Annotated in this window: 19 protein-coding genes; 13 read left to right on the top strand and 6 right to left on the bottom strand. The window is 67.8% G+C overall.

Annotated features, from left to right (window positions below):
- Nucleotides 1–7: 7 nt before the first annotated feature.
- From OYT95_RS29640 to OYT95_RS29605, 8 genes are all read left to right on the top strand, one after another.
- Nucleotides 8–286, top strand: coding sequence for a sarcosine oxidase subunit delta (locus tag OYT95_RS29640; protein WP_005252386.1), 279 nt, complete (start codon nucleotides 8–10; stop codon nucleotides 284–286).
- A complete protein-coding gene (locus OYT95_RS29635; protein ID WP_268789824.1) occupies nucleotides 283–3,147 on the top strand; it encodes a 2Fe-2S iron-sulfur cluster-binding protein in 2,865 nt (954 codons plus the stop codon). The genes OYT95_RS29640 and OYT95_RS29635 overlap by 4 nt, the downstream gene beginning before the upstream one ends.
- The gene (locus tag OYT95_RS29630) at nucleotides 3,140–3,733 is read left to right on the top strand and encodes a sarcosine oxidase subunit gamma (RefSeq protein WP_268789823.1); all 594 of its coding nucleotides are present in this window, start codon (nucleotides 3,140–3,142) and stop codon (nucleotides 3,731–3,733) included. The genes OYT95_RS29635 and OYT95_RS29630 overlap by 8 nt, the downstream gene beginning before the upstream one ends.
- A gap of 77 nt (nucleotides 3,734–3,810) precedes the next feature.
- Nucleotides 3,811–4,710 (top strand): dihydropteroate synthase, encoded by a 900-nt coding sequence (gene folP / locus OYT95_RS29625; RefSeq protein ID WP_268789822.1) that lies wholly within the window; start codon nucleotides 3,811–3,813, stop codon nucleotides 4,708–4,710.
- The gene (locus OYT95_RS29620) at nucleotides 4,707–5,408 is read left to right on the top strand and encodes an aminotransferase class IV (RefSeq protein WP_268789821.1); all 702 of its coding nucleotides are present in this window, start codon (nucleotides 4,707–4,709) and stop codon (nucleotides 5,406–5,408) included. Before folP ends, OYT95_RS29620 begins: the two co-directional genes overlap by 4 nt.
- Nucleotides 5,409–5,559: 151 nt before the next feature.
- Complete coding sequence (locus OYT95_RS29615; RefSeq protein WP_037226738.1) at nucleotides 5,560–5,973, top strand: glycine cleavage system protein H; 414 nt, start codon at nucleotides 5,560–5,562, stop codon at nucleotides 5,971–5,973.
- A gap of 4 nt (nucleotides 5,974–5,977) precedes the next feature.
- Nucleotides 5,978–7,360, top strand: a complete 1,383-nt coding sequence (locus tag OYT95_RS29610) for an L-serine ammonia-lyase (RefSeq protein ID WP_268789820.1) — start codon at nucleotides 5,978–5,980, stop codon at nucleotides 7,358–7,360.
- Nucleotide 7,361: 1 nt separating this feature from the next.
- The gene (locus OYT95_RS29605) at nucleotides 7,362–8,090 is read left to right on the top strand and encodes a hypothetical protein (RefSeq protein WP_268789819.1); all 729 of its coding nucleotides are present in this window, start codon (nucleotides 7,362–7,364) and stop codon (nucleotides 8,088–8,090) included.
- On the opposite strand, the gene OYT95_RS29600 is transcribed toward OYT95_RS29605, so the two are convergent.
- From OYT95_RS29600 to OYT95_RS29580, 5 genes are all read right to left on the bottom strand, one after another.
- Nucleotides 8,036–11,464: a serine/threonine-protein kinase gene (locus OYT95_RS29600; protein WP_268789818.1), complete on the bottom strand. Its 3,429-nt coding sequence runs from the start codon at nucleotides 11,462–11,464 to the stop codon at nucleotides 8,036–8,038. The two genes, OYT95_RS29605 and OYT95_RS29600, sit on opposite strands and share 55 nt — an antisense overlap.
- A 74-nt stretch (nucleotides 11,465–11,538) precedes the next feature.
- Nucleotides 11,539–12,366, bottom strand: coding sequence for an IclR family transcriptional regulator (locus OYT95_RS29595; RefSeq protein ID WP_037226733.1), 828 nt, complete (start codon nucleotides 12,364–12,366; stop codon nucleotides 11,539–11,541).
- 75 nt (nucleotides 12,367–12,441) lie between these two features.
- On the bottom strand, nucleotides 12,442–13,662 hold the full coding sequence (locus OYT95_RS29590; RefSeq protein ID WP_052032836.1) for a M24 family metallopeptidase: 1,221 nt from the start codon (nucleotides 13,660–13,662) through the stop codon (nucleotides 12,442–12,444).
- A gap of 64 nt (nucleotides 13,663–13,726) precedes the next feature.
- Nucleotides 13,727–15,061, bottom strand: a complete 1,335-nt coding sequence (locus OYT95_RS29585; protein WP_037226730.1) for an MFS transporter — start codon at nucleotides 15,059–15,061, stop codon at nucleotides 13,727–13,729.
- 297 nt (nucleotides 15,062–15,358) lie between these two features.
- Entirely contained in the window at nucleotides 15,359–16,870 is a 1,512-nt protein-coding gene (locus OYT95_RS29580) for a PucR family transcriptional regulator (protein WP_268789817.1), read from the bottom strand.
- Nucleotides 16,871–16,961: 91 nt separating this feature from the next.
- On the opposite strand from OYT95_RS29580, the gene OYT95_RS29575 reads away from it, so the two are divergent.
- Nucleotides 16,962–18,476: a purine-cytosine permease family protein gene (locus OYT95_RS29575; RefSeq protein ID WP_268789816.1), complete on the top strand. Its 1,515-nt coding sequence runs from the start codon at nucleotides 16,962–16,964 to the stop codon at nucleotides 18,474–18,476.
- A 28-nt stretch (nucleotides 18,477–18,504) separates the two neighbouring features.
- Nucleotides 18,505–19,431 (top strand): polysaccharide deacetylase family protein, encoded by a 927-nt coding sequence (locus tag OYT95_RS29570; RefSeq protein WP_128641650.1) that lies wholly within the window; start codon nucleotides 18,505–18,507, stop codon nucleotides 19,429–19,431.
- A gap of 7 nt (nucleotides 19,432–19,438) precedes the next feature.
- Here OYT95_RS29570 and OYT95_RS29565 read toward each other — a convergent pair whose 3' ends face one another.
- Nucleotides 19,439–21,214, bottom strand: a complete 1,776-nt coding sequence (locus OYT95_RS29565; protein WP_268792289.1) for a TerD family protein — start codon at nucleotides 21,212–21,214, stop codon at nucleotides 19,439–19,441.
- A gap of 290 nt (nucleotides 21,215–21,504) precedes the next feature.
- On the opposite strand from OYT95_RS29565, the gene OYT95_RS29560 reads away from it, so the two are divergent.
- The 3 genes from OYT95_RS29560 (at nucleotide 21,505) to OYT95_RS29550 (ending at nucleotide 23,377) form a co-directional block, all read left to right on the top strand.
- Nucleotides 21,505–21,894, top strand: coding sequence for an excalibur calcium-binding domain-containing protein (locus OYT95_RS29560; RefSeq protein ID WP_268789815.1), 390 nt, complete (start codon nucleotides 21,505–21,507; stop codon nucleotides 21,892–21,894).
- Between the two features lie 353 nt (nucleotides 21,895–22,247).
- Nucleotides 22,248–22,754 (top strand): pentapeptide repeat-containing protein, encoded by a 507-nt coding sequence (locus OYT95_RS29555; protein WP_268789814.1) that lies wholly within the window; start codon nucleotides 22,248–22,250, stop codon nucleotides 22,752–22,754.
- A gap of 131 nt (nucleotides 22,755–22,885) precedes the next feature.
- Complete coding sequence (locus OYT95_RS29550) at nucleotides 22,886–23,377, top strand: DUF4188 domain-containing protein (protein ID WP_037226723.1); 492 nt, start codon at nucleotides 22,886–22,888, stop codon at nucleotides 23,375–23,377.
- The last annotated feature ends 19 nt before the right edge of the window (nucleotides 23,378–23,396 follow it).

Raw genomic sequence — 23,396 nt, 5'->3', positions numbered from 1 at the left:
AGCCACAATGCAACTCATCGAATGCCCGTGGTGCGGATCCCGTGAGGAAACCGAGTTCCACTACGGCGGCGAAGCCCACGTCGTCTATCCGGAAGACCCCGAATCGCTGACCGACGAGCAGTGGGCGCACTTCGTGTTCTTCCGCGCGAACCCGAAAGGTCTCTTCGCGGAACGGTGGAACCACAGCGCCGGCTGCCGGCGCTGGTTCAACGCCGTACGCGACACCGCCACCTACCGATTCCACAGCGTCTACCGCTTGGACGAGCAGAAGCCGACGATATCGTGAACGCACCCTTCCGCACCCGCCAGGGCGGTCGCCTCGACCGCGACACCTCCTACACCTTCACGTTCGACGGCCGGGAACTGACCGGTCACCCCGGTGACACGCTGGGCTCGGCCCTGCTCGCGAACGGCGTCCACCAGATCACCACCAGCATCAAACTCGGCCGGGCCCGCGGCATCACCGCGGCGTGGGCGGAGGACACCGGCGGTCTCGTGCAGATCGAGGAGCCGTTCCCCGAGCCGATGCTGCTCGCCACCACCATCGAGTTGTTCGACGGCCTCGTCGCCCGCGGCATCCCCGGTCAGGGACGGCTCGCCGAGATCCCCGATTCGGCGAAGTACGACGCCAAGCACGTCCACACCGACCTCCTCGTCGCCGGCGCCGGACCGGCCGGTCTCGCCGCCGCGCTCACGGCGGCCCGGGCGGGTGCGCGGGTGGTGCTCGTCGACGAGCAGAGCGAAGCCGGCGGCGACCTCCTCGGCAGCACCGACCTCATCGACGGCGCACCCGCCCTCGAGTGGGTCGCGGCCGCGGTCGCCGAACTGGACACGTACCCGGACGTGCTGCATCTGCAGCGCACCACCGCATTCGGCAACTACGACGACGGCTTCGTCCTCGCCCTGCAGCGCCGCACCGACCATCTCGGTGTCGAGGCCCCCGCGGCGCTGAGCCGCCAGCGCGTCTGGCGTATCCGCGCCCGGCACATCCTCGTCGCCGCCGGAGCGCACGAGCGGCCCGTCGTCTTCACCGACAACGACCGACCAGGCATCATGCTCGCGCACGGCGCCCGCACCTTCCTGCACCGCTACGGCGTCAAGGTGGGTGAGCAGGCCGTCGTGTTCACCACCAACGACAGTGCCTACGAAGCCGCGATCGACCTGCACGACGCCGGCGTCCGCATCAACGCGATCGTCGAGGCCCGCGACGAGGCACCCGCCCGCTGGCAGCGTGAATGCGACACGCGCGGCATCACCATCCGTACCGGCTCGGTGGTATCCGGCACCCGCGGCAACGGCCGGATCAGCCACGCCGTCGTGTCGCACCGCACGGACACCGATCACCGGTTCCGTGTCCCCCTCGCCTGCGACGTCCTGCTCGTCAGCGGCGGCTGGAATCCGGCCGTGCACCTGTTCTCCCAGGCCCGCGGCAAGCTCCGCTACGACGAGACCCTCGGTGCCTTCGTGCCCGGCGAGGACCTCGACGGAGTCTCCGTCGCCGGGTCCGCGAACGGTGTGTTCGACCTGGACGGGTGCCTGCGCGACGGCCAGACCGCCGGTCAGTCGATCATGCGCGACCTCGGCTTCACCGTTCCCGAGCGCACGATCGACCCCGAACCTGCACCCGCGATCGAACAGTCCACTCCGCTGGTCCTGTGGCGGGTGCGGGACGTCGCCGGCGAGGACACCCAGTTCGTCGACGTGCAGCGCGACGCGACGGTCGCCGACCTCGCCCGCGCCGTCGGTGCCGGGATGACGTCGATGGAGCACATCAAGCGTTACACCACCATCGGCACCGCACACGACCAGGGCAAGACGTCCGGGGTGATCTCCTCCGGCATCACGGCCGAACTGCTGGGCAGGCCGATCGAGACGCTGGGCACCACCACGTTCCGGCCGCCCTACACCCCGGTCGCGTTCGCCGCCCTCGCCGGCCGCAGCCGCGGCGCCCTCTTCGACCCCGAACGGGTGACGGCGCTGCACGATTGGCACGTCGGCCGCGGCGCGGTGTTCGAGGACGTCGGCCAGTGGAAGCGTCCCCGCTACTACCCCCTGCCCGGGGAGGACATGGACGCCGCGGTGCTGCGCGAATGCGCTGCCGTGCGCCGCAGCATCGGCATCCTCGACGGCTCCACCCTCGGCAAGATCGACGTCCAGGGTCCCGACGCCGGTGTGCTGCTCGACATGATCTACACGAACATGATGAGCACCCTGAAGGTCGGCATGGTCCGCTACGGCGTCATGTGCGGCGTCGACGGCATGGTCATCGACGACGGCACCGTGATGCGCCTGGCCGACGACCGCTTCCAGGTCTTCACGACCACCGGTGGCGCCGCGAAGATCCTCGACTGGATGGAGGAGTGGCTGCAGACCGAATGGCCGCACCTGTCGGTACGGCTCACCTCGGTCACCGAACAGTGGGCCACGTTCCCCGTCGTCGGACCGCGCTCACGCGACGTCATCGGTGAGGTCTTCCCCGACCTCGACGTCACCAACGACGCGTTCCCGTTCATGGCGTGGCGCGATACCACCCTCGGCGGCGTCCACGTCCGGGTCGCCCGGATCAGCTTCTCCGGCGAACTCGCGTTCGAGGTCAACGTCGACGGCTGGCACGCTCCCGCGGTCTGGGCGCGCCTGATCGCCGCGGGCGAGAAGTTCGACATCACCCCGTACGGCACCGAGACCATGCACGTCCTGCGCGCCGAGAAGGGTTACCCGATCATCGGTCAGGACACCGACGGCACGGTCACCCCGCAGGACCTCGGGATGAGCTGGGCCGTGTCGAAGAAGAAGCGCGACTTCATCGGGAAACGCTCCTTCACCCGGGAGGAGAACCAGAACCCGCTGCGCAAGCAGTTCGTCGGACTGCTCCCGCTCGACAAGCAGACCGTGCTGCCCGAGGGCGCGCAGATCATCGAAGAGATCGCCGACGGGATCCTGCCGCCTCCGCCGGTGCCGATGCTCGGGCACGTCACCTCGAGCTACCTCAGCGCCGAACTCGGCCGCCCGTTCGGGCTCGCCCTCGTCAAGGGCGGCCGGGCCCGGCTCGGCGACACCCTGCACGTCCCGGTGGACGGAAACCTGGTCGCCGTCGAGGTCACCAGTTCCGTCCTCGTCGATCCCGAAGGAGCACGTCGCGATGGCTGACACCCTCGTCCCCCTCAGCCCCCTGCACGGCTGGGACCAGAAATTCTCTGCACTCCCCGAGTCGGTGAGCGTCGCCGAGGAACCGTTCGTCGCGATGGTCGACCTGTGGGTCGACCCGGCCGGACCGGGAGCCGGCGCCGCCGCGACGGTCATCGGGTTCGACCTCCCCACCGCGGCGTCGACGTCGGCGGGCACCGACACGATGACCGCCGTCTGGCTCGGTCCCGAGGAGTGGCTGATCACCACCAGGGCACAGTCGGCGCCCGCTCTCGAGTCGGACCTGCGGGCGGCGGTGACACCCCACGGCGGAGCCGCGATCGACGTCTCCGGACAGCGAACCACCCTGCGGCTGCGCGGCACTCACGCCCGCGACGTCCTCGAGAAGGGTTGCTCACTGGATCTGCATCCGAGGGTGTTCGTCCGCGGCACTGCGGTGCAGACCATGCTCGGCCTCGCGGGCGTGATCCTGATCGCGCTCGACGACGAGGGAACCGATTACCGGATCCTCGTGCGGTCGTCGTTCGCCCGGTACCTCGCGGAGTGGCTGATCGACGCCGCCGAGGAGTTCGGCGTCGACCCCGTGTAAAGCGACAGCGTCGGTCCGGGTGGACGGCATGGTGCCGTCCTCCGGACCGACTCCCCTTCCGAAAGGAGGTGCGCCGGATGGTTCCTTTCCCGACGCTCATCGCGACCGGCCACGGCCGACTGCTCGACGCTCTGTCGCGCGACATCCCCCTAATCTGCGGAATCGTCAACGTGACCCCGGATTCGTTCTCCGACGGTGGTCGATACCTCGACACCGCCGCCGCGGTCGAGCACGCCCTGTCCCTGGTCGCGGAGGGCGCCGACCTCCTCGATGTCGGAGGCGAATCGACCCGTCCCGGATCCCGACCGCCGTCCGTCGCGGACGAGATCGCGCGCGTGATTCCCGTCGTCCAGGAACTCGCCGAGCTCACCTCGGTCCCGATCTCGGTCGACACCTCGAGACCGGACGTCATGCGCGCGGCGGTCGCCGCCGGCGCGTCGATGATCAACGACGTTCGTGCCCTCCGGCTTCCGGGTGCGCTGCGCGCCGCCGCCGACCTGAACGTGCCCGTGTGCCTGATGCACATGCGCGGCGAGCCCGAGACGATGCAGAAATCGCCGGAGTACGGCGACGTCGTGTCCGAGGTGCGCGGGTTCCTCGTCGACCGTGTCGGCGCCTGCCGGGGCGCGGGAATTCCCCTCGAGCACATCATGGTCGACCCGGGCTTCGGATTCGGCAAGACCCTCGCCCACAACCTCACCCTGTTGTCCGAGCTCCGGCAGATCACGGATCTCGGTGTTCCCGTGATGGCCGGACTGTCCCGGAAGGGCATGCTCGGCACGATCACCGGCCGCGGCGTCGACCACCGTCAGGCCGCCTCGGTGGCCGCAGCCCTGATTGCCGCGCAGAACGGGGCCGCCCTCCTCCGGGTGCACGACGTGTCCGCGACCGTGGACGCGGTGTCCGTGCTCCGTTCACTCGTATATCGTGGTGCCGCCAGCCCCAGCCACGCGTCGAATCGAGCCTCCGCCCCGTGAACGCCTCCGTGTCCGCCGCCGGTGTCGCGACAGTCGATGCCGCTGGGGTCCAGCCGATCGATACAGCTGAGGCGCAGCTGCTCGGTACAGGTGCTCAGCTGATGGAGACGATGTATCACGATCCGCGGACCGGTCTGCGGCACGCGGAGCGTCATCTCCGACGCCTGGCCCGTTCCGCAGCCGTGCTCGGGTACGAGTTCCGGGAACGGGACCTCCGGCGCCACCTCGCGCAGCGGCTGGCGGGTGTCGGCGAGGCCCGGGTCCGCGTGCGCCTGCACCGTGCCGGCGGTGTGGACGTCGATGTCTTCGGGCCGCCGGTCGCGCCGGCCTCGGTGTCTCTCGTGCTCGACGACGAGCCCGTCGACTCCCGGGACGTCCTCCTCGGACACAAGACGACGTTGCGCGAGCGATACGACCGCAGGCGACACCGCCATCCCGGGGCCGACGACGTCGTGCTGGTCAACGAACTCGGGCACGTCACCGAGACCACGATCGCGAATCTCGCGGCCCGGATCGACGGCGTCTGGTGGACACCACCGTTGTCGTCGGGGTGCCTGCCGGGTGTCGAGCGGTCCTGGCAGCTCGACCGTGGGCTGATGCGCGAACGCATTCTCACGCCGGGCGATCTCCTGGCCGCCGAGGCGCTCGCCGTGACGAGCTCACTCAAAGGTGTGCTGCCCGCGACCCTCCGGCCGTAGCCCCCTAGTTTCCGGACGATTCCAGACCACCTCTTGACCCACCCCCGCACCTGACCTACTGTTATGACTCATACTGATATATCAATGTCAGACCTGTTGGATCACACGCGCGACTCCGCGACCACAACGCCCGACTGTCAAAGGACAAGGCATGAGAGCTGGAAAGATTCCCTCGGATCGACGGTTCACGGCCACGCACAGCTGGCTGGCCCTCGCACCGGGACAGAGCTTCTCCGACTACCCGCTCCGGGCCGGGGTCACGGACTCGGCACTCGACGAAATCGAGGTGGTCGGGCTGGAACTTCCGGCAGTGCGCAGCACGATCGAGGCCGGCGCCCCCTGCGCGCTCGTGTGGACTTCCGCGCGGACCGTCGTCACCGTGTACGCGCCGATCAGCGGACTCGTCACGATGACGAATACCGACGCCCTCGCGGATCCGCGACTCGTCGCCGACGACCCGTTCCACCGCGGCTGGCTGTTCGCCGTCCTCCCGTCGCCGACGTCGTCCGCCTACGGACTCCTCACCCCCGCGCAATACGCCAACGAACTCAGTGAGGCGGTGTAATCCCATGACCATCAGCGTGTTCGACCTGTTCTCCGTCGGCGTCGGCCCCTCGAGTTCGCACACCGTCGGACCGATGCGCGCCGCCGCTCGGTTCGTCTCCGACCTCCGCGCCCTCGACGCCCTGCCCGAGGTAGCGGACATCCGTGTCGACCTGTACGGCTCGCTCGCCGCCACGGGGGCGGGCCACGGAACGATGTCCGCGGTGCTGCTCGGACTCGAGGGGCACTTTCCCGAGAAGATCGAGACCGAGGAGATGGAACGACGCCTCGAGGAGATGCGCAGTACCCGGCACATCAGGGTCGGCGGATCGCACGAGGTCGCGCTCGCCGAAGACGAGATCGTCCTCCATCCGCTGACCATTCTGCCGCTGCACCCGAACGGGATGAGGATCACCGCATCCACGGCCGCCGGCGTCGAGATCCACAGCGAAACCTACTTTTCGATCGGCGGCGGCTTCGTCGTCACCGAAGCGGAGAGTGCTCAGCCGCCGCGCACCGCCACCGGCGGACTGTCGTTCGGGTCCGCCAAGGAACTCCTCGACGTCGCGGCCCGCCACGGCTACGCCATCAGTGACGTGATGCTCCAGTTCGAACGCGAAACGCGGTCGACTGTGGAGATCTACGAACGGCTCCTCCATATCCGCGACGTCATGGTGGAATGCGAGAAGCGCGGGATCGCGCGCGACGGGATCCTTCCCGGCGCTCTGCGCGTGCGCCGACGCGCACGGGACTGGTACCTCCGCCTGGATCAGGAAGACCCGCACCGTGATCCCGCATTCGCCGAGGACTGGGTCAACCTCGTCGCGCTGGCCGTCAACGAGGAGAACGCATCCGGCGGCCGGATCGTCACCGCCCCGACCAACGGGGCCGCGGGCATCATCCCCGCGGTGCTGCACTACGCCGTTCACTACACCCCGGCCGGGAAGTCGGATCCCGACGACACCGCGATCCGCTTCCTCCTCGCCGCCGGCGCCGTCGGCTCGCTGTACAAGGAACGCGCGTCGATCTCCGGAGCCGAGGTCGGCTGCCAAGGTGAGGTGGGTTCCGCGGCGTCCATGGCCGCTGCCGGGCTCGCCGAGATCCTCGGCGGCACAACGGAACAGGTGGAGAATGCCGCGGAGATCGCGATGGAGCACAGCCTCGGCCTCACGTGCGATCCCATCGAAGGGCTGGTGCAGATTCCGTGCATCGAACGGAACGCGATCTCGGCGGGCAAGGCCATCAACGCTGCTCGCATGGCCCTACGCGGCGACGGCACCCACCGCGTCAGCCTCGACCAGGTGATCGAGACGATGCGCTCGACCGGCGCCGACATGCTGTCGAAGTACAAGGAAACGTCGACCGGCGGTCTGGCCGTCAACGTCCCGGTCAACTACGTCGAGTGCTGACATGATCACCGACGAACTCCGTCTTCTCCCCGCCCGCGCCGCGCACTTCATCCGCCGGCACCCGGTTCCGGAGCGCGACGACTACGCGCCCGAGACCCGGCTGTCGGTGCTCGACGTGCTCGTGCACTGTGCACCCGTCCGCGGCGACGCGTTCGTGGCCTTCCAGTTGCTGAGCCGACGCGAGCTGCCGGGCTCGTACCTTCTCCACGCCGACGTCGTGGACGACGCGCTGTCCGTCCTCGACAGGTTCGCCGTCACGGAGTACGAATGCGAGCAGAGCTTCGGCCCGAACTGGCAGGACGTGGTGCGACACGCCGTGGAAGCGGCGGCCCTCCTGCACGGGCACTTCGGAGCACTGACGCGGACGACAAGCGTCGTCGACAGCCGCCGGCGGCTCGGCGCCTGGGCCTGCGCACGCGATGCGGCCTGGGAAGCGGGCCGGATCAAATCCTGGTACCGCGCCCAGGACGCCGCGTGGGAACGGCACTTCATGGACGAGGCGACAGTGCGCGAGGACGAGCAACTGTGCGCGGACATCGCGACCGGGGTGCGCGACGCGGCGGCAGCGCACGCCGTGTCGGATCTCGTCGGGCGGCACGATTTCACCAGCGCGCACTTCGAGACCCTGCTCGCCCCGTGGCGGACGGCCGCCGCGCACCTGCTCCCGCGAGGCGATTACTGCGCGGCATCGAGCACGGTGTCGACGAACGTCCGCGGCAGGTCGGGGTGACCGTTCTCCCGCAGCGCCGACAGCGCCGCGACGACGTTCGAGCCGCCGTCGGGTAGGAACCGGATCAGCCCGTGCCGGGCGCACTCCACCGCCGCCGGCAGCAGCATCGCCTGCGCCTCGTCGCGACGTCCGGCAGCCCACAGGCACGACACGAGCAACCGGCCCGCCTGCAGGCGGGCCCGGTGCCGCCCGGTCCCGTCGAGTTGCCGAACCCAGTCGTTCGCCCATTCGCACGCGAGATCCGCGGCCGCCGGATCGCCCTGCGCCGCGAGCAACGTGATGGCCGCCTCTTCCTCGAGTTGCGCCGTCGCCTGGTCGAGCCCGTTCGCCGGGGTGCGCCGGGTCTCGCGTGTGACGGCCACGAACCCGGGTGCCGGGGGCAGCCCGATCCGCACCCGCTCGTTGTCGACGGCGGCCCGCAGCCGGGGCAGGGAGAACGTCTCGGCGGTCCGCACCCCCTCGTCGAGTTGTCGTGCCGCGGCGTCGCGATCGCCGCGCACCGCCATGATCCGCGCCCTGAGGCAGTAGTGCCGGATCATGAAATCCGGTGCGCCACCGAGCGCGGCGGCGTCGAACGTCTCGTTGAGCAGCTCGTCCGCTTCGTCGACCCGGCCCTGCTCGTAGTGGACCTCGGCGAGAAGCGTACGGGTGAGCCGCGCATGCTGCGACTGCGTGTTCTCCGCCTCCCGGACCAGCTGGAACGCCTTGCGGTACAGCTCCATCGCACCGCCGACGTCGAGCTGCTCGAACTTCGCGAGTCCGGCGAAACAGTACCCGTACGCGACGGAGTACGGTCCGGTGTTCTGCCGGTGATACGGGGCCGCCCAGCTCTGCCTGCGGTATGCGTCCTCGAACCGGAATTCGCACGTGTCCACGAACGTTTCGATGAGAGCGGCCATCGACACCACGAAGGGGTGGTACTCCGTGGGATGGTCGAGGCATTCGGTGACGAGCTCCCGCACCCCCTCGATGCGGTCGGCGGTCGCCTCGATGTCGCCCTGCAGGACATCCGCTTCCACCCGGAGCTGGGCGGCGCGACGCTCGGGCATCTCGCCGCTGTCGATCTGCTCGAGCGCGCGGGTTCGGGCGGCTTGCGCGAGTTCGAGTCGCTGGAGTTCGCAGTTCGCCCATCCGATGGTGAGCTGCAGCCGTGGGCTGGCGGCCACCAGGTCGGCGGGCAGTTTCCCGATCAGGCAGAGCAGCGTCGACATCTGCGACCGATCGAGGAGGTAGAGGTCGTCCTCCTCGAGCAGTTCCACCGCTTTCTGCGGTTCACCGGCAGCGAGGATGTGGTCGACGGCCTCGCCCAGCAGGTGCCGCTCCCGGAACCAGTCGTACGCCCGGCGGTGCAGGTCGGTGATGCGCCCGGGGTGGTCCCGTTCGAGACGCTGATGGAGGATCTGTGCGAACAGGTGGTGATAGCGATACCACTGTCGGTCGTCCCCCGTCCTCCCGAGGAACAGGTCGCGGGCGGCGACCTGTTCGAGTTTCGCTTGCCCGTCCTGCACGCCGCCCAGCGCCGACGCCAGGTCGCCGCACACCTTGTCCGGCACCGACGTGGCGAGCATGAAGTCGAGCATGTCGGGTTCGAGGGCGTCGAGCACGTTCTCGGCGAGGTACTCGCCGATCGCGTCGGTCCCCGTCCGGAGCTGTTCGATCAGGTTCTCCGGACTTCCCGCTTCGCGCAACGACAGCGAGGCCAGCTGCAGTGCAGCGATCCACCCGTCGGTCGATTCCCGGAGTTGTTCGATCTCGGTGTCCTTCAACGGAACCTGCACCCGGTCCGACAGGAAGTTCTGCGACTCGCCGAAATCGAAACACAGGTCTTCGGACGCTATTTCGTTGAGTTCGTCGAGCACCCGCATCCGGCTCAGCGGCAACCCGGACCGGCTCCTGCTCGCCACGACGATCTTCAGGTGGTGGCAGCCGTTGTCGAGCAGGAACTTCATGGCGTCGATCGGCCCGGAGCCGGTGATGCGATGCCAGTCGTCGATCACGACGACGAGGGCGTCCTCGCTGTCGTGAAGCCGGTTGATCAGCGACGTCAGGACGAACCGTTCGACTGCGTCCCCGTGCTCCTCCAGGGACTGCCCCAGATCGGTGACGACCTCCGGGCGTACCCGCCTGATCGCCTCGACGAGGTGGGCGAGGAACCACACCACGTTGTTGTCGTCGCGGTCCACGGTCAACCACGCGACCGCAGTCCCGGCGTCGACCAGGTCGTCGCGCCACTGGGCGACCAGACTGCTCTTGCCGAACCCGGCCGGCGCGTGGACGAGCGTCAGCCTGCGGTCCCGGCCCGCGCGCAGTACGGCGAGGAGCCGGCGTCGCGGCACGAGCTGCCGGGTGGTGGTGGGTGGGCGGAACTTCGTCACCGGCGCGGGCGGGGTCGGCGGCGTCCGCACGTTGTACGGGAGCCCGGGGCCGCGGGACCGGGGGGACTCGCCGGCATGATCGTGCGGCTGCTCGGGTGCCCGCTGAATCGGGATGTACATGTCGTCGACGGCCACACCGTTGCGTCGCTCGACCGCCCGGAGCTCGTTGCCGAAGTCGGCGGCGCCGCCCGGCCTGTCCTCGACCGCGCGGGCCATGGCATGTTCGACGGCACTGCACACGTCGTCGGGGATTCCCGCGTCCCGCAGGTCGGGGACCGCCTGTGTGGAGATCCGCAGGAACTGACCGACCACCTGTTCACCGCTCCGGCGCTCGTACGCGGCATGACCGGTCAACGCGCAGAACAGGGTGGACCCGAGACTGTAGACGTCCGACTCGACCGTCGGTGGCCGGCCTTCGAGCACCTCGGGCGCGGTGAACGCCGGGGAGCCGGTGATCGAGCCGGCCGTCGTCTCGAATCCGCCGGAGACGCGGGCGATGCCGAAGTCGGTCAATTGCGGTTCGTCGTATTCGGTGAGCAGGATGTTCGCGGGTTTGACGTCGCGGTGGAGCATCCCACCGCGATGCGCGGTCTCGAGGGCGCCGGAGATCTTGATCCCGAGCCGCAACACCTCCTGCCAGCCGAGAGGACCCGACCGACGGATCTGCGCCTCGAGGGAACCGAACGAGTGGTACGGCATGACGAGGAACGGCCGCCTGCTCCGGGTGACACCGACCTGGTAGACGGCCACGATGTTCGGGTGCCCGGACGTCCGGCCCATCGCCCGTTGCTCCCGCACGAACCTCGTCACGTTGTCGGGATCGAGGTTCGACGTCAGGACTTTGACGGCCACCGTGCGGTCGAGGTCTTCCTGCAGGCAGCGGTACACGACCCCGAACCCGCCGCGGCCGATCTCCACGGCATCGTCGAACCCTGCCGCGGCCAGCTCGGTCGTGATCTCCGGCTGGCGCTGGGTTGCCCACGGATCGTCGTTCGCCATCGGCCTGCACCACCTCTGACACGCTCAACCCAGAATAGTCCGCGGGGTCCACCCGACGAGCGGATGCGCTGCGGTCAGTCGCGGGTCGCGGCGGGTGCCCCCAGCCGTGCCGACACCCGCCTGCCGGATTCGGCGACCGTCCGCCCGAGCGACTCGAGCATGGACTCCGGGACCCGGAACCGTGGCGCGGACAGCATCACGGCCGCGACGAGGACGCCGCGGTGGTCGCGGACCGGCGCCGAGATGCCGACCTCCTCGATCGACGTCCGGCCGTCGTTGACGGCGTATCCGCGGTCGTGGGTGTCGCTCAACTCGTCGAAGTACTCACCCCGCGAGTCCTGCTCCTCGGGTCCGACGAGCAGGCGGCGGTCGAAGAGCCGCTCGATCTCCGCCCGCGGCATCTCGGACAGGAACACCTGGACGGACGAACTCGCATACGTGTCGTAGCGGGTGCCCACAGCGGCGGTGTGCTTGACCTGTTTGGGACTGGGAATCTGTTCGACGACGACGGATTCGTGTCCGTTCCACACCATGAGCGCGCTGGTCTCGCCGGTGCGGCGGGTGAGTTCCTCCAGTTCCGGCTGCGCGACGCGGCGCACGTCGAGGTTGGCCAGCAGCGGCCCTGCGAGCGCGATGAGACCGAGACCGAGCCGGTAGCGTCCGGTGCCCTCGTCACGCTCGACGTAGCCGGCCTTCTCGAGGGTGGCGAGCATCCGGGAAACGCTGCTCTTGTGCAGGTCGACCTTCCGCGCGATCTCGGTGACACCGAGCACCGGTTCGGCGATCGAGAAGGATTCGAGCACCCGCAGTCCGTTGAGGAGGACCGACGGGGACGGCTTCGCGTCACCGTCGTGCTCGCCCGGTCCGTTGTCCGCGAGTCGATCGACGTCGTCCACACTCATGATCGTTGCGCTCCTTCGGTTTCTGCCTACACCACCGCCGACCCTGCCACACCCGAGGCAGGGTCGGCGTACCGGTCAGACGCCGAGGATGTTGTGCTCGGGTCCGAACGGGAACCGGGTGATGTTCTCCGCGCTGTCGTCGCCGACGACCAGGATGTCGTGTTCGCGGTAGCCACCGGCGCCCGGCATTCCCTCGGGAACCATGATCATCGGCTCCATCGACACCACCATGCCGGGTTCGAGGACCGTGTCGATGTCTTCGCGCAGTTCGAGGCCCGCCTCGCGTCCGTAGTAGTGCGAGAGCACGCCGAAGGAATGTCCGTACCCGAATGTGCGGTTCGGCAGCAGCCCCTCGGCCTCGTAGATCTCGTTCAGCTCGGCCGCGATGTCCTTGCAGACCGCGCCCGGCTTGATCAGCTCGAGCCCGCGGCGATGCACCGTGACGTTGATCTCCCACAGCCGCAGGTGCTCGGCCGACGGCTCGCCGTAGAACAGGGTGCGTTCGAGGGCCGTGTAGTAGCCGGCGATCATCGGGAAACAGTTCAGCGACAGGATGTCTCCGCGTTCGACGCGGCGGCTGGTGGCCCAGTTATGGGCACCGTCGGTGTTGATGCCCGATTGGAACCACACCCACGTGTCGCGCAGTTCGGCGTGCGGGAAGGTGGCCGCGATCTCCCGGATCATCGCGTTCGAGCCGGCGATCGCCACCTCGAATTCGGGGACGCCCTCGGTGATCGCCGCACGGATGGCCTCGCCGCCGAGGTCACCGATCCGCGCGCCGTGCTTGATCAGTTCGATCTCCTCGGGAGACTTGATCATGCGCTGGCGCATCGTGGCCTTCGCGACGTCGGTGAACGTCATCCCGGGCAGGACCGCGGCGATCCGGGCCCGCACGTCGGGGGTCAGGTGGTCGTCCTCGACACCGAGGGTGCCGCGTGAGATGCCCTGCTTCGCCAGGACCTGCTGCACGGCGAACTCGAAGTTGTCGCGGCGCCAGTCCGTGTAGACGACGTTCTCGCCGAACGACCGCCGCCAGGGCATCCCGGCATCGATGTTGGCGGACACGGTGGTCGAGCCGTCCTGGGTGACGACCAGTGCGTACGGCCGCCCGAACGCCGTGTACAGGAAGTCGGAGTAGTAGTTGATGTTGTGGTAGCTGGTGAAGAGCACGGCATCGAACCCGTTGTCCGCCATGTGCTTACGCAGGGCGACGAGCCTGCGGTCCATTTCCACCGGGGAGAACGTGGGAACGACCTTCTCGCCGTTCGGGATGCTCTTGATGCGCTCCAAGTTCATGATGTTCCTTTCGAGTTGCCGGCGGCATCGTGTGATGCCGCATTTCTGTGGGAGGTACGGGTGGTCAGGTATCGGCCAGCGGGCGACGGGAGGTTTCCCGGGCCATGAGCATCGCGCCCATTGCGACGAGGGCCGCGGCGACGAGATACCAGGCGGGCGCGAGCTTGCTGCCGGTGAGCTCGATCAAGAGCGTGGCGACGAACGGTGCGGTGCCGCCGAACAGTGCATTGGCGGTGTTGAAGCTGAACGCGAAGCCGCTGTAGCGGACCTGGGTCGGGAAGATCTCGGCCAGGAAGGTCGGGAGCGTGCCGTCGTTCATGGTGAGGAACGCGCACAGCACGATCTGGATGAGGACGATACCGACGATTCCGACGGCGCCGAGCACGCTGAACAGCGGGACGGTGAACACCGCGAAGCAGATGGACGCGGCGATGAGAACTCGTTTGCGGCCGAAGCGGTCCGAGAGCGCACCCATCCCGAAGATGAACACGATGTAGCAGGCGAGAGCGATCGACGCGGCGATGAACGAGGCCGTGTGGCCGACGTTCAACACCTCCGACAGGTACGTCGGCATGTAGCTGAGGATCAGGTAGAAGCCGACCGCGTTGAGGCAGGTGACCCCGAACGCGATGACGATCGCACGCCGATGGTGGGTGAACAGGATGGACAGCGGCGCGTTGGACTCCACCTTCCGTTCCATTTCCTGGAACTTCGGGGTGTCCTCGAGCTTCAGCCGAATGTAGCGGCCGATCAAACCCATCGGCGCCGCGAGCAGGAACGGCAACCGCCATCCCCAGCCCTCGAGCTGGTCCGTCGACAGCACCGCGGTCAGCAGTGCCGCGATCAACGATCCGAACAGCAGTCCGGCGGCCGTGGATGCGGGCACGACGCTCGTGAACAGTCCGCGCCTGCGGTCCGGGGCGTACTCGGCGAGGAACGCCGAGGCGCCCGCGTACTCGCCGGCGGCGGAGAATCCCTGCACCATGCGGACGAGCAGCAGCAGGACCGGTGCGAGGTATCCGATCTGATCGAAGCCGGGGATCAGTCCGATGCAGAACGTCGACGCCGACATGATGAGGATCGACAGTGACAACGCCGTGCGACGTCCGATCTTGTCGCCGAAGTGCCCCCAGACGAGTCCGCCGATCGGGCGGATGACGAACGAGATGGCGAAGACGGCGAACGTGGCCAGCAGGCCCGTCGTCGGCTCGGTCTCGGGGAAGAAGACCACCGCGATAACCGTTGCGAGATAACCGTATACGGCGTAGTCGAACCATTCGACGAAGTTGCCGACGAAGCTCGCCGTGATGACCCGCCGGAGAACTCGGGGCGAGGGGTTCACCGCGCCGTCCTCGTCCGATTGCGGCGGGGCTGAGGGGGAATTGAGGTTTTGGGCCATGCCCACTCCTTCTCGGGGCGTCGACTCTTGCCGACTGCGACGAATAGCGTGCGTTGCGTTCATTGCAACTGCGATTCGTTCAACGACCATATTGTGCCCGGCGTCACATGTCAACGGTCGTCGGGGTCTTGCGCGTGAACCGCGGTTGCAACGAATGAACCAGAACTGAGACCGCAGTAAACACGGACAGCCGCAGGTCGCGCTACCCCGATCTACCATTCCCGACGATGTTCACGGGAATGCAACACCGTTGCAACAGTCGAGGCCCGAAGTGGATTGCGTTATCACCCGCGCACGTCAGAGCGCGGTCGTGTCGACCACACCGCCGAGGTAGAGGCGGGTCGCGAGGTGCACGGCAGCGAGCCGCGGCGAACCCGTCGGATCCTCGCCGAGCAGCGCGAAGATCTGATCGAGCCGCTGATACAGCGTCTGGCGCTGCACGTGCAGTCGGGCCGCCGCCTCGGTCTTGCTGCACCCGCACTGCAGGTAGACGTCCAGCGTGTCGATCAGACGGCGAGCACGTTCCGGACCGACCGCGAGAAGCGGTCCGAGAAGTTCCCGGACGAACGACGTCAGCAGGGCCGGATCGCCGATCCGCCGGCCGAGACGCTCGAGAGCCAGTTCCGCCGCGTCCACCACGGTGCCGGCGATGCCCAGATCGGCCGCGAGATCGAGCGCGAACCGCGCCTCCGCCAGCGTGCCGGGGAGTCCGAGCAGACCGATGACAACCGGCCCCACCGCCACCCGGGCCAACTCCGCCCGAGCGGTCGCGCGCAGCGACTCGACCAGGGCCGCGCAGGAAACGACCCGGTCGTCGGACCGGAGCACGACGATCGCGTGCAACTCGTCGCCGGCGACAGACGACACCGTTCCGGCCGCGTACCGGTGCAGTGCCGCATCGATGGCGGCGAGCGAAACGGGACCGTCGACCGCACGCCCGACGACCCCGACGTACGACGCCCCGCCGACCATCCCCGCCGCACGCGCAGCCGCCACGAGACGCTCCGGGGCAGGATTCGGCTGGCAGACGATCCGCAGCAAGGCCTGCGCCGCCCGGACCGCGGCCGAGGGAGGAAAGGATCGCAGAAGCGAGATCGCGAGCGCTGCCGGCGCCCGCTCGACGATCGCCTCCGCGGTGACGTGATCCGCCGGGTCGTCCGGAGACACCAGGAGCGTCGCCACACCGACACCCTGGACGGACACCGGCACGGCGAACACGCCCGAACCGGCGGCAGGGGCGGTCATCTCGTCCCCGAGGGCCGCGATCACGTCGCCGGTCGCGTCGAGCAGGGTCACGTCGCCGGGCAGGAGTCGCGCGAGCACCTCGAGCAACTCGTCGGGACCGCCACCGCGGGCCAACTCCTCGGACAACGCGTGAGCGACCGCGTCACCACGACGCAGTCGCTGCACCGATTCGTTGACCAGCAGGCCGTTGATCGCCTCGGCGACCTCGACGAACGGAACGACACCACGCAGTTCGACGACCGGCAGACCTACCTCCGTCGCCTCCTCGACCAGTTCCGCCGGAATCTGCGGCAATTGCGGACCGGTCTCGACGGCCACTCCGGCGACACGGCGGGCCGACAATTCCCGCACGTACCGTCGCAGTCCGGCCGGGTCGGCAGGCGCGAGCGCGAAACCTCCGGTCAGCAGCAACTCGCCGCCGCGAAGGAGATGCGCGATGTCGATGACCTCACTCGAATGCACCCAGCGCACCGGCTGGGTCAGCAGGTCGGCTCCGGCTCGAACGACCGGGCGTCCGGCGGCGAAGCTCGGGTGGGCGAGAACGTCGGCTAACGACAGCGACATGACATTCCGTTCGTTGACGGCCCGAATTTATTGGCAAAGTGTAAATGGTGTGATGCGGGTCACGCACCGCATGATGGGAACTCCACCTGACATGGCCTCACAAAGGAGTCCGATGGTCACCGACACTCCCACAGACAGTCCCCACGTCCACGACTTCGAAGAAGTACTGCAACCCATCCCCGAGGAAGCACGCACGACGCGCGTGTCCGGCCAGTTCTGGATCTGGGCGGGCGCCAATATCGCTCCCATCAACTGGGTTCTCGGCGCCCTCGGCATCGGCCTCGGGCTCGGCCTCCGCGACACCCTCATCGTTCTGGTCGCCGGAAACGTCGTCGGCATGGCACTTTTCGGCGTATTCGTTCTCATCGGCCAGCGCACCGGGGTCACCGGCATGGTGTTGTCGCGGGCCGCGTTCGGCCGGCGCGGCGCCTACCTCCCGGCCGCGATCCAGGCCTGCCTCGCGGTCGGGTGGTGCGCGGTGAACACCTGGATCGTCCTGGACCTGGTCATGGCGCTGCTCGGCAAACTCGACCTCGTCGACCCGCACGAACGGAACCTGGCAGCGAAGATTCTCGTCGGAGCAGTCATCATGACGATCCAGGTCACCATTGCATGGTTCGGCTACCGCGTCATCGCCGCGTTCGAGCGCTGGACGGTTCCGCCGACGCTGGCGGTGCTCGTGCTGATGTCCGTCGTCGCCTGGTTCCACCTCGACATCGACTGGTCCTACGCCGGGCCCCCCGGTGAAGTCCTGCACGGCGGCGCCCGGATCGCGGCGATGTCCACGGTGATGACCGTGATCGGAATCGGCTGGGGAATCACGTGGTTCACCTACGCCTGCGACTACTCACGGTTCGTGAGCACAACCGTGCCCCGGCGCAAACTGTACCTGGCGAGCACTCTCGGTCAATTCGTCCCGGTGGTGTGGCTCGGCGTGCTCGGCGCCAGCCTCGCCACGACCAACGGTGCCGTGGACCCTGGCGAGTTGATCGTGTCGAACTTCGGCGCACTGGCCCTGCCGGTGCTCTTCCTGGTGATTCACGGGCCGATCGCCACCAACATCCTCAACATCTACACGTTCTCGGTCGCCGCACAGGCCCTCGACATCAAGGTGCACCGTCGGAGGCTCAACCTGCTGGTCGGCATGTTCGCCCTGGTCGTGGTCATCTTCTTCATCTTCCAATCGAGTCTGGCCACCGTGCTCGAGACCTGGCTGGCGGCAATCGTGGCCTGGATCGCGAGCTGGGCAGGCATCATGCTCGTCCACTACTTCCGGGTCGAGAAACGACACATCGACGCTCGACGACTGTTCGAGCCGATCGGATCTCGCCGACTGCCCGACGTCAACTGGACCACGATGGGATGCTTCGTCGCCGGAATCGCGGCGACGTGGCTGTTCATGTACGGCGCCACCAGCCTCACTCAGGGTTTCGCGGCACGAGCGCTCGGCGGGCTCGACCTGTCCTGGCTGGCCGGCGGCGGAGTTGCCGCCGCCCTCTACGCAGTCCTCGGACCCCGCGCGCACCGCCCGTACCGGATCACCGGCCAACCGCCGACACCATCTGCCGCGACCACCGACTCCCCCGACGTCCTCACCGGCAACTGATCCCTCCCGACACCCCCAGGAGCACACCGTGAACAACGACTTCACCTGGCCGCAGGGCCGCACCGCAGCCGCCGCCTTCACCTTCGATGTCGACGCCGAATCCTGCGTCCTCGCCCACGATCCCACGTCGGTGAACCGTATGTCGCTGATGAGCCACCAGTCGTACGGGCCCCGGGTCGGCGTCCCCCGCATTCTGCGACTACTCGAACGCCAGGGCGTCCGCGCGACATTCTTCGTGCCCGGATTCACTGCCGAGTGCTACCCCGACACCGTCCGCGCCATCATCGACGGCGGGCACGAGGTGGGGCACCACGGCTATCTGCACGAACCCATGAAAGGCCTCGACGCAGCGACCGAGGCCCGCTACCTCGACCGGGGGCTCGACGCGCTCGAGGAGGTCGCGGGAATCCGCCCCGTCGGATATCGCGCACCCTGGTGGGAAATGAACTGGCACACACCCGAGCTGCTCGCCGAACGCGGGTTCGTCTACGACTCGAGCCTGCTCGACGGCGACAAGCCCTACCTGATGGCGACCAGCCCGGAGGCGGAACGCACGTTGATCGAGATCCCCGTCGACTGGGCACTCGACGACTGGGAGCAGTACGCGTTCTACCCCGGCGTCACCGGCAGCGGCGTCATCGAAAGCCCCGCCAAGGTGCTGGAGATGTGGACCTTCGAAGCGGAGGCCCACCACGCCGAAGGCGGGTGCTTCGTCCTCACCAACCACCCTTTCATCTCCGGAAGACCCTCCAAGGCAGCCGCATTGGAACGACTCATCGAAAACGTCAAGGCAATGGACGGGATGTGGGTGACCACCCTCGGCGACATCGCGGCACACGCCCAGCGCGTCTGCACCGAGCCCTTCGTGCACACCCGATTCGAAATCCCCACCTTCCCCGACGTGCAGATCCGGCGGAGTGCGCCCGCCCCTGCCACGGTCGGTTCCGAACGGTGAGGGATCCTCAGTCGTCGACCGTCACCCCGTACTCGGTGGCGAGCGTCGCGAGATCGTATTCGTACCCCTGACCCACCGCCCGGAGACGCCACCGCCCGGCGCGTCGATAGATCTCGGCGAAATGCATCGTCCGTTCCGTCGTGCCGGCGTCCAGTACGAACGATGCGATTGTGTGGTCCGGAGCGTCCACGGTCACCGAGATCGGACCGAGTTCACCGAAGGTCCGATCGCCGCCGATCGCCGCCGATACGGACACGCACTGGTAGTCGGAGTGCAGGGCAGCCAATTCGATCCGCACTCCCTGCTCGCTGCTGCCGTCGCAGGACAATTCCACGGTGCCGTCCGAACTCGTCGGCGAGTTGTAGAAGAGAAAGTCCTCGTCGCAGCCGACCCGGCCGTCTTCGCCGAGAAGAAGAGCAACCACATCCACGTCGAACGCATCGTCCGCGGTGTGGGCGCGCCAAGACGCGTTGACCGTCAGCGATGCCGTCTGTGGTGGCAGGTCGATCACCTCTCCGCGAGCGAGCAACGGCGCAACCCATTGGGACGGCGGCCGGATCGGCTCGAGGGGCGCCCCCCGCTCGGGTGGTGCCGCCGGTTCGAGTGCGGAGTTCACATCGGCGGCGGTGAGCAGCGGCAGCTGTCGAGCCGACACTCGGTCCATGCGGGGATCGAGTTCGCCACCGTCGAGAACGAGGACATCGGTGACTCCCGCGGAGAGGTTGACCGACGGCTTGGCGCCCAGTTGCACGATGCGGGAGCGCATCAGAACGGAGTCCGAATGCGAGCCACCGACGATCAGCACTCTTCTGCCGTGCCAAGGCTTCGTGGGAGCGATCGTTGTCGCAGGTCGAGGCTGCTGAACTTCGGAGGGTGCCGCGGCCGCCTTCGGCTCACCCGGTGTCACGTGCAGCAACAACTTGCCGAGCTGCCGCTCGGTCAGGACAGGAATTTCGTCAGCCACCGCGCGGCGCACCTTCGCACTCGACGAGTGCGGGTCGTTGCAGACGACGACACTCGTCTGACGGCTGACCGAATTCATGACGTCCAGGCCGGCGTCGGTCAGACGTTCGGCGAGTGCAAGACGGGGAACATCCGTGCTGCCGCTGATGACCAGTTTCATGCCCTGGACCAGTCCTACCCCCGGATCCAGCCGCCCCGGATTCCGCCACGGAGACTCCACGCGCGGAACCCGATCGGGGTACACCGCTCGCCGATCGGCGCAGCCGACGACCGGCAGAGGAAGTCTGAGTGACTCGGCCAGCGAGGCGCTGTGCGCGAAGACCTCCGTCAGCACGAGGGCGTCGTCGTAGGCGTCGTGAGCCCGGTTCTGACGAACCTTCCAGTGAGCGGCCAGAGTGGACAACTTGTGGTTGGGGACGTCGATCTCGAGGCGGCGGGACAGGGCAAGGGTGCAGAGCCTCTGCCGTGTCGGCATCGTCATCCCTGCCCGTCGCACCTCGGCGTCGAGGAAGCCGTAATCGAATGACGCGTTGTGCGCGACCAGGGTCCGACCGTCGAGAAGCTCGAGCAGATCTTTCGCGACCTCTTCGAAACGAGGAGCCCCCGCCAGACGCTGCGCCGTGAGATTGTGGATATGGACCGGTCCCGGGTCGCAGCCCGGGTTGAGTAGCGTCACCAATTCGCGCTCCACCGAACCGTCTTCACGCAACGCCAACGCCGCGACGCTGAGCACTCTGTGCGTGGACGAACGCAGACCGGAGGTCTCGACGTCCACGACTACCCAGCGGTGTCCCGTCGGCAATCGCACCGGCCGGGTCATGGTCGAGGAGGCAGATGACAGCACAGAGCGACTATAGAGCCCGTTTCTCGTCGTTCTGATCGACGACACGGAAATCTTCGGCACATATCGTGCCCGATCTGAATTCCTCGGTAGTTTTTTGTTCAAGTACAGGTCGAGGGTTGTGTCATTCGAGTGAATGACACAGAGGATCATTGCGCCTCAACAGCTTTCGAATTGGCTACTATTCTCGTCACACCGAATGGATCGCCCGTCGTGGCATTTCCCGACCATTCCGTGGAAGCCCTACCCCACCCCTGAACGAGGTAAGCATGAAAGCTCGACGGTTAATTCTCGGCGTCCTCGGATGTGCCGCCATTTCTATGGCAGCCGCGCCCTCCGCGCAGGCGGCGACGATCTTCGATTTCCTTCCCCCGGAGATTGCGTCCCTGATTCCCAGCGGTTCGGCCGACGCCGTGAACCCCCTCCTGCCGCCCGCGCCCGCCGCCCCGGCAGCACCGGCACCCGCACCGCAAGTCGCCCCGGCGCCCCAGGCAGCCCCAGCACCGCAGGCGGCTCCGGCACCCCCGGCACCCGCACCGCGGGCGGGGTACAAGAACTGCACCGAGGCCCGCAATGCCGGCGTGACGCCGATCTACCGCGGCCAGGACGGTTACGCCCCGCACCTCGACCGCGACAACGACGGCATCGCCTGCGAGTAGTCGGTCACCGGCGCGCCGCGCCCGCACACGCACCCCTTCTGCGCCCACGCACCCCGTTTCGGACCCGAGAACGGGTGCGCCTGCCGAGAAGGGGTGCGACCGTATTTCTGCCCGCGCCCGCCGCGCCCGCCGCTCCGGCAGCACCGGCGCGCCGCGCCCGCACACGCACCTCTTCTGTGCCCACGCACCCCGTTTCGGGCCCGAGAACGGGTGCGTCTGCCGAGAAGGGGTGCGTGTGCGTCCGGCGACGCCTCACCCGACGTGCAGGTGTCGCCATTTCCCGCGCGGCGCAGGGCGCTCGGCACTAAGTTCGGCGATGACGGTTGAGGTTCTACGCGAGGGGGCAGTCCCGCATGAGCAGGACACATTTCAGGGCTCTGACACTGGGCGCGGTCGCGCTGGCCGGGGGTGCCGCACTCACCGCGGGCGCCGGAACAGCCGCGGCGGACGTCCTCACCGAGATCAACGGCTGCAGAATTGTGGCGAATCCGAATCCCGACGATCGCACGACCTGCCCCGGCGCCGATCTGAGTGCCGCGAATCTGGCCGGCCTGAACCTGAGCTTCGCCGACCTGTCGGGGGCGAACATGAAACGGGCGAATCTCACCGGCACCAACTTCGCTGCCGCGAATCTGTCGTACGCCGATCTGAGCGACGCGAACATCACCGGCACGAACTTCACGGATTCGCAGCGCAACGCGGTGATCTTGTACAGCACGGACATCGACATCTTCGGCACGATCGTCGGGGACATGAACATCACGACCGAGCCCGAATGGTCCACCGAGGCCCACGAGCGCGCACTCGCGTCGGTCGTCCCGGTGACACCGACACCGGCACCGCCCGCTCCGGCGCCGTAGCCCACTCCTGACCCATTCACCCGGGCCGCGCACTGCGCGGCCCGGGTTTTTCATGCCCACACCCCTTGACATTGGATACCGACACTATCCATTATTAGATAGTATCGGTATCCAACATTGGGAGGCATCCGATGACGACGATCGAACCCGCCCGTTCGACGCACCACTACGACGGAGAACTGGTGGTCTTCCTGATCGGGATGACCATCAACCGACCCTGGCGACCGGACCTCTGGCTGCCCACCTTCCTCGCCATGCCGAGGATGCTGCGCGAACTGTCCGAGGACCCGGATTCAGGTCTGATGGGCTACCGCCTGACGTTCGAGGGGCGCGGCCCGACAGTGATCCAGTACTGGAACTCCGTCGACAAGCTGTACGCCTACGCCAGTGACAGCCGAGCGACGCATCGTCCGGCCTGGGCCGCATTCAACCGGCGGGCCCGCAAGGCACCCGGTGCGGTCGGCGTCTGGCACGAGACCTATCCGGTGGACCGCGCCGAGTCGATCTACGTCGGCACGCCGGCGATGGGCCTGGCTCGTGCCACCGCACGTGTCCCCGTCGCGCAGAAGTTCAGCCGCGCCCGAGACCGGCTGTCCCGCAGCACCACCACCCACGAACAGTGATCGATTCAGGAGAAGGACC

It is taken from the genome of Rhodococcus sp. JS3073, assembly GCF_026810085.1.
Lineage (GTDB): Bacteria > Actinomycetota > Actinomycetes > Mycobacteriales > Mycobacteriaceae > Rhodococcus_F > Rhodococcus_F wratislaviensis.
This window is presented reverse-complemented; position numbering and strand designations above follow the sequence as displayed.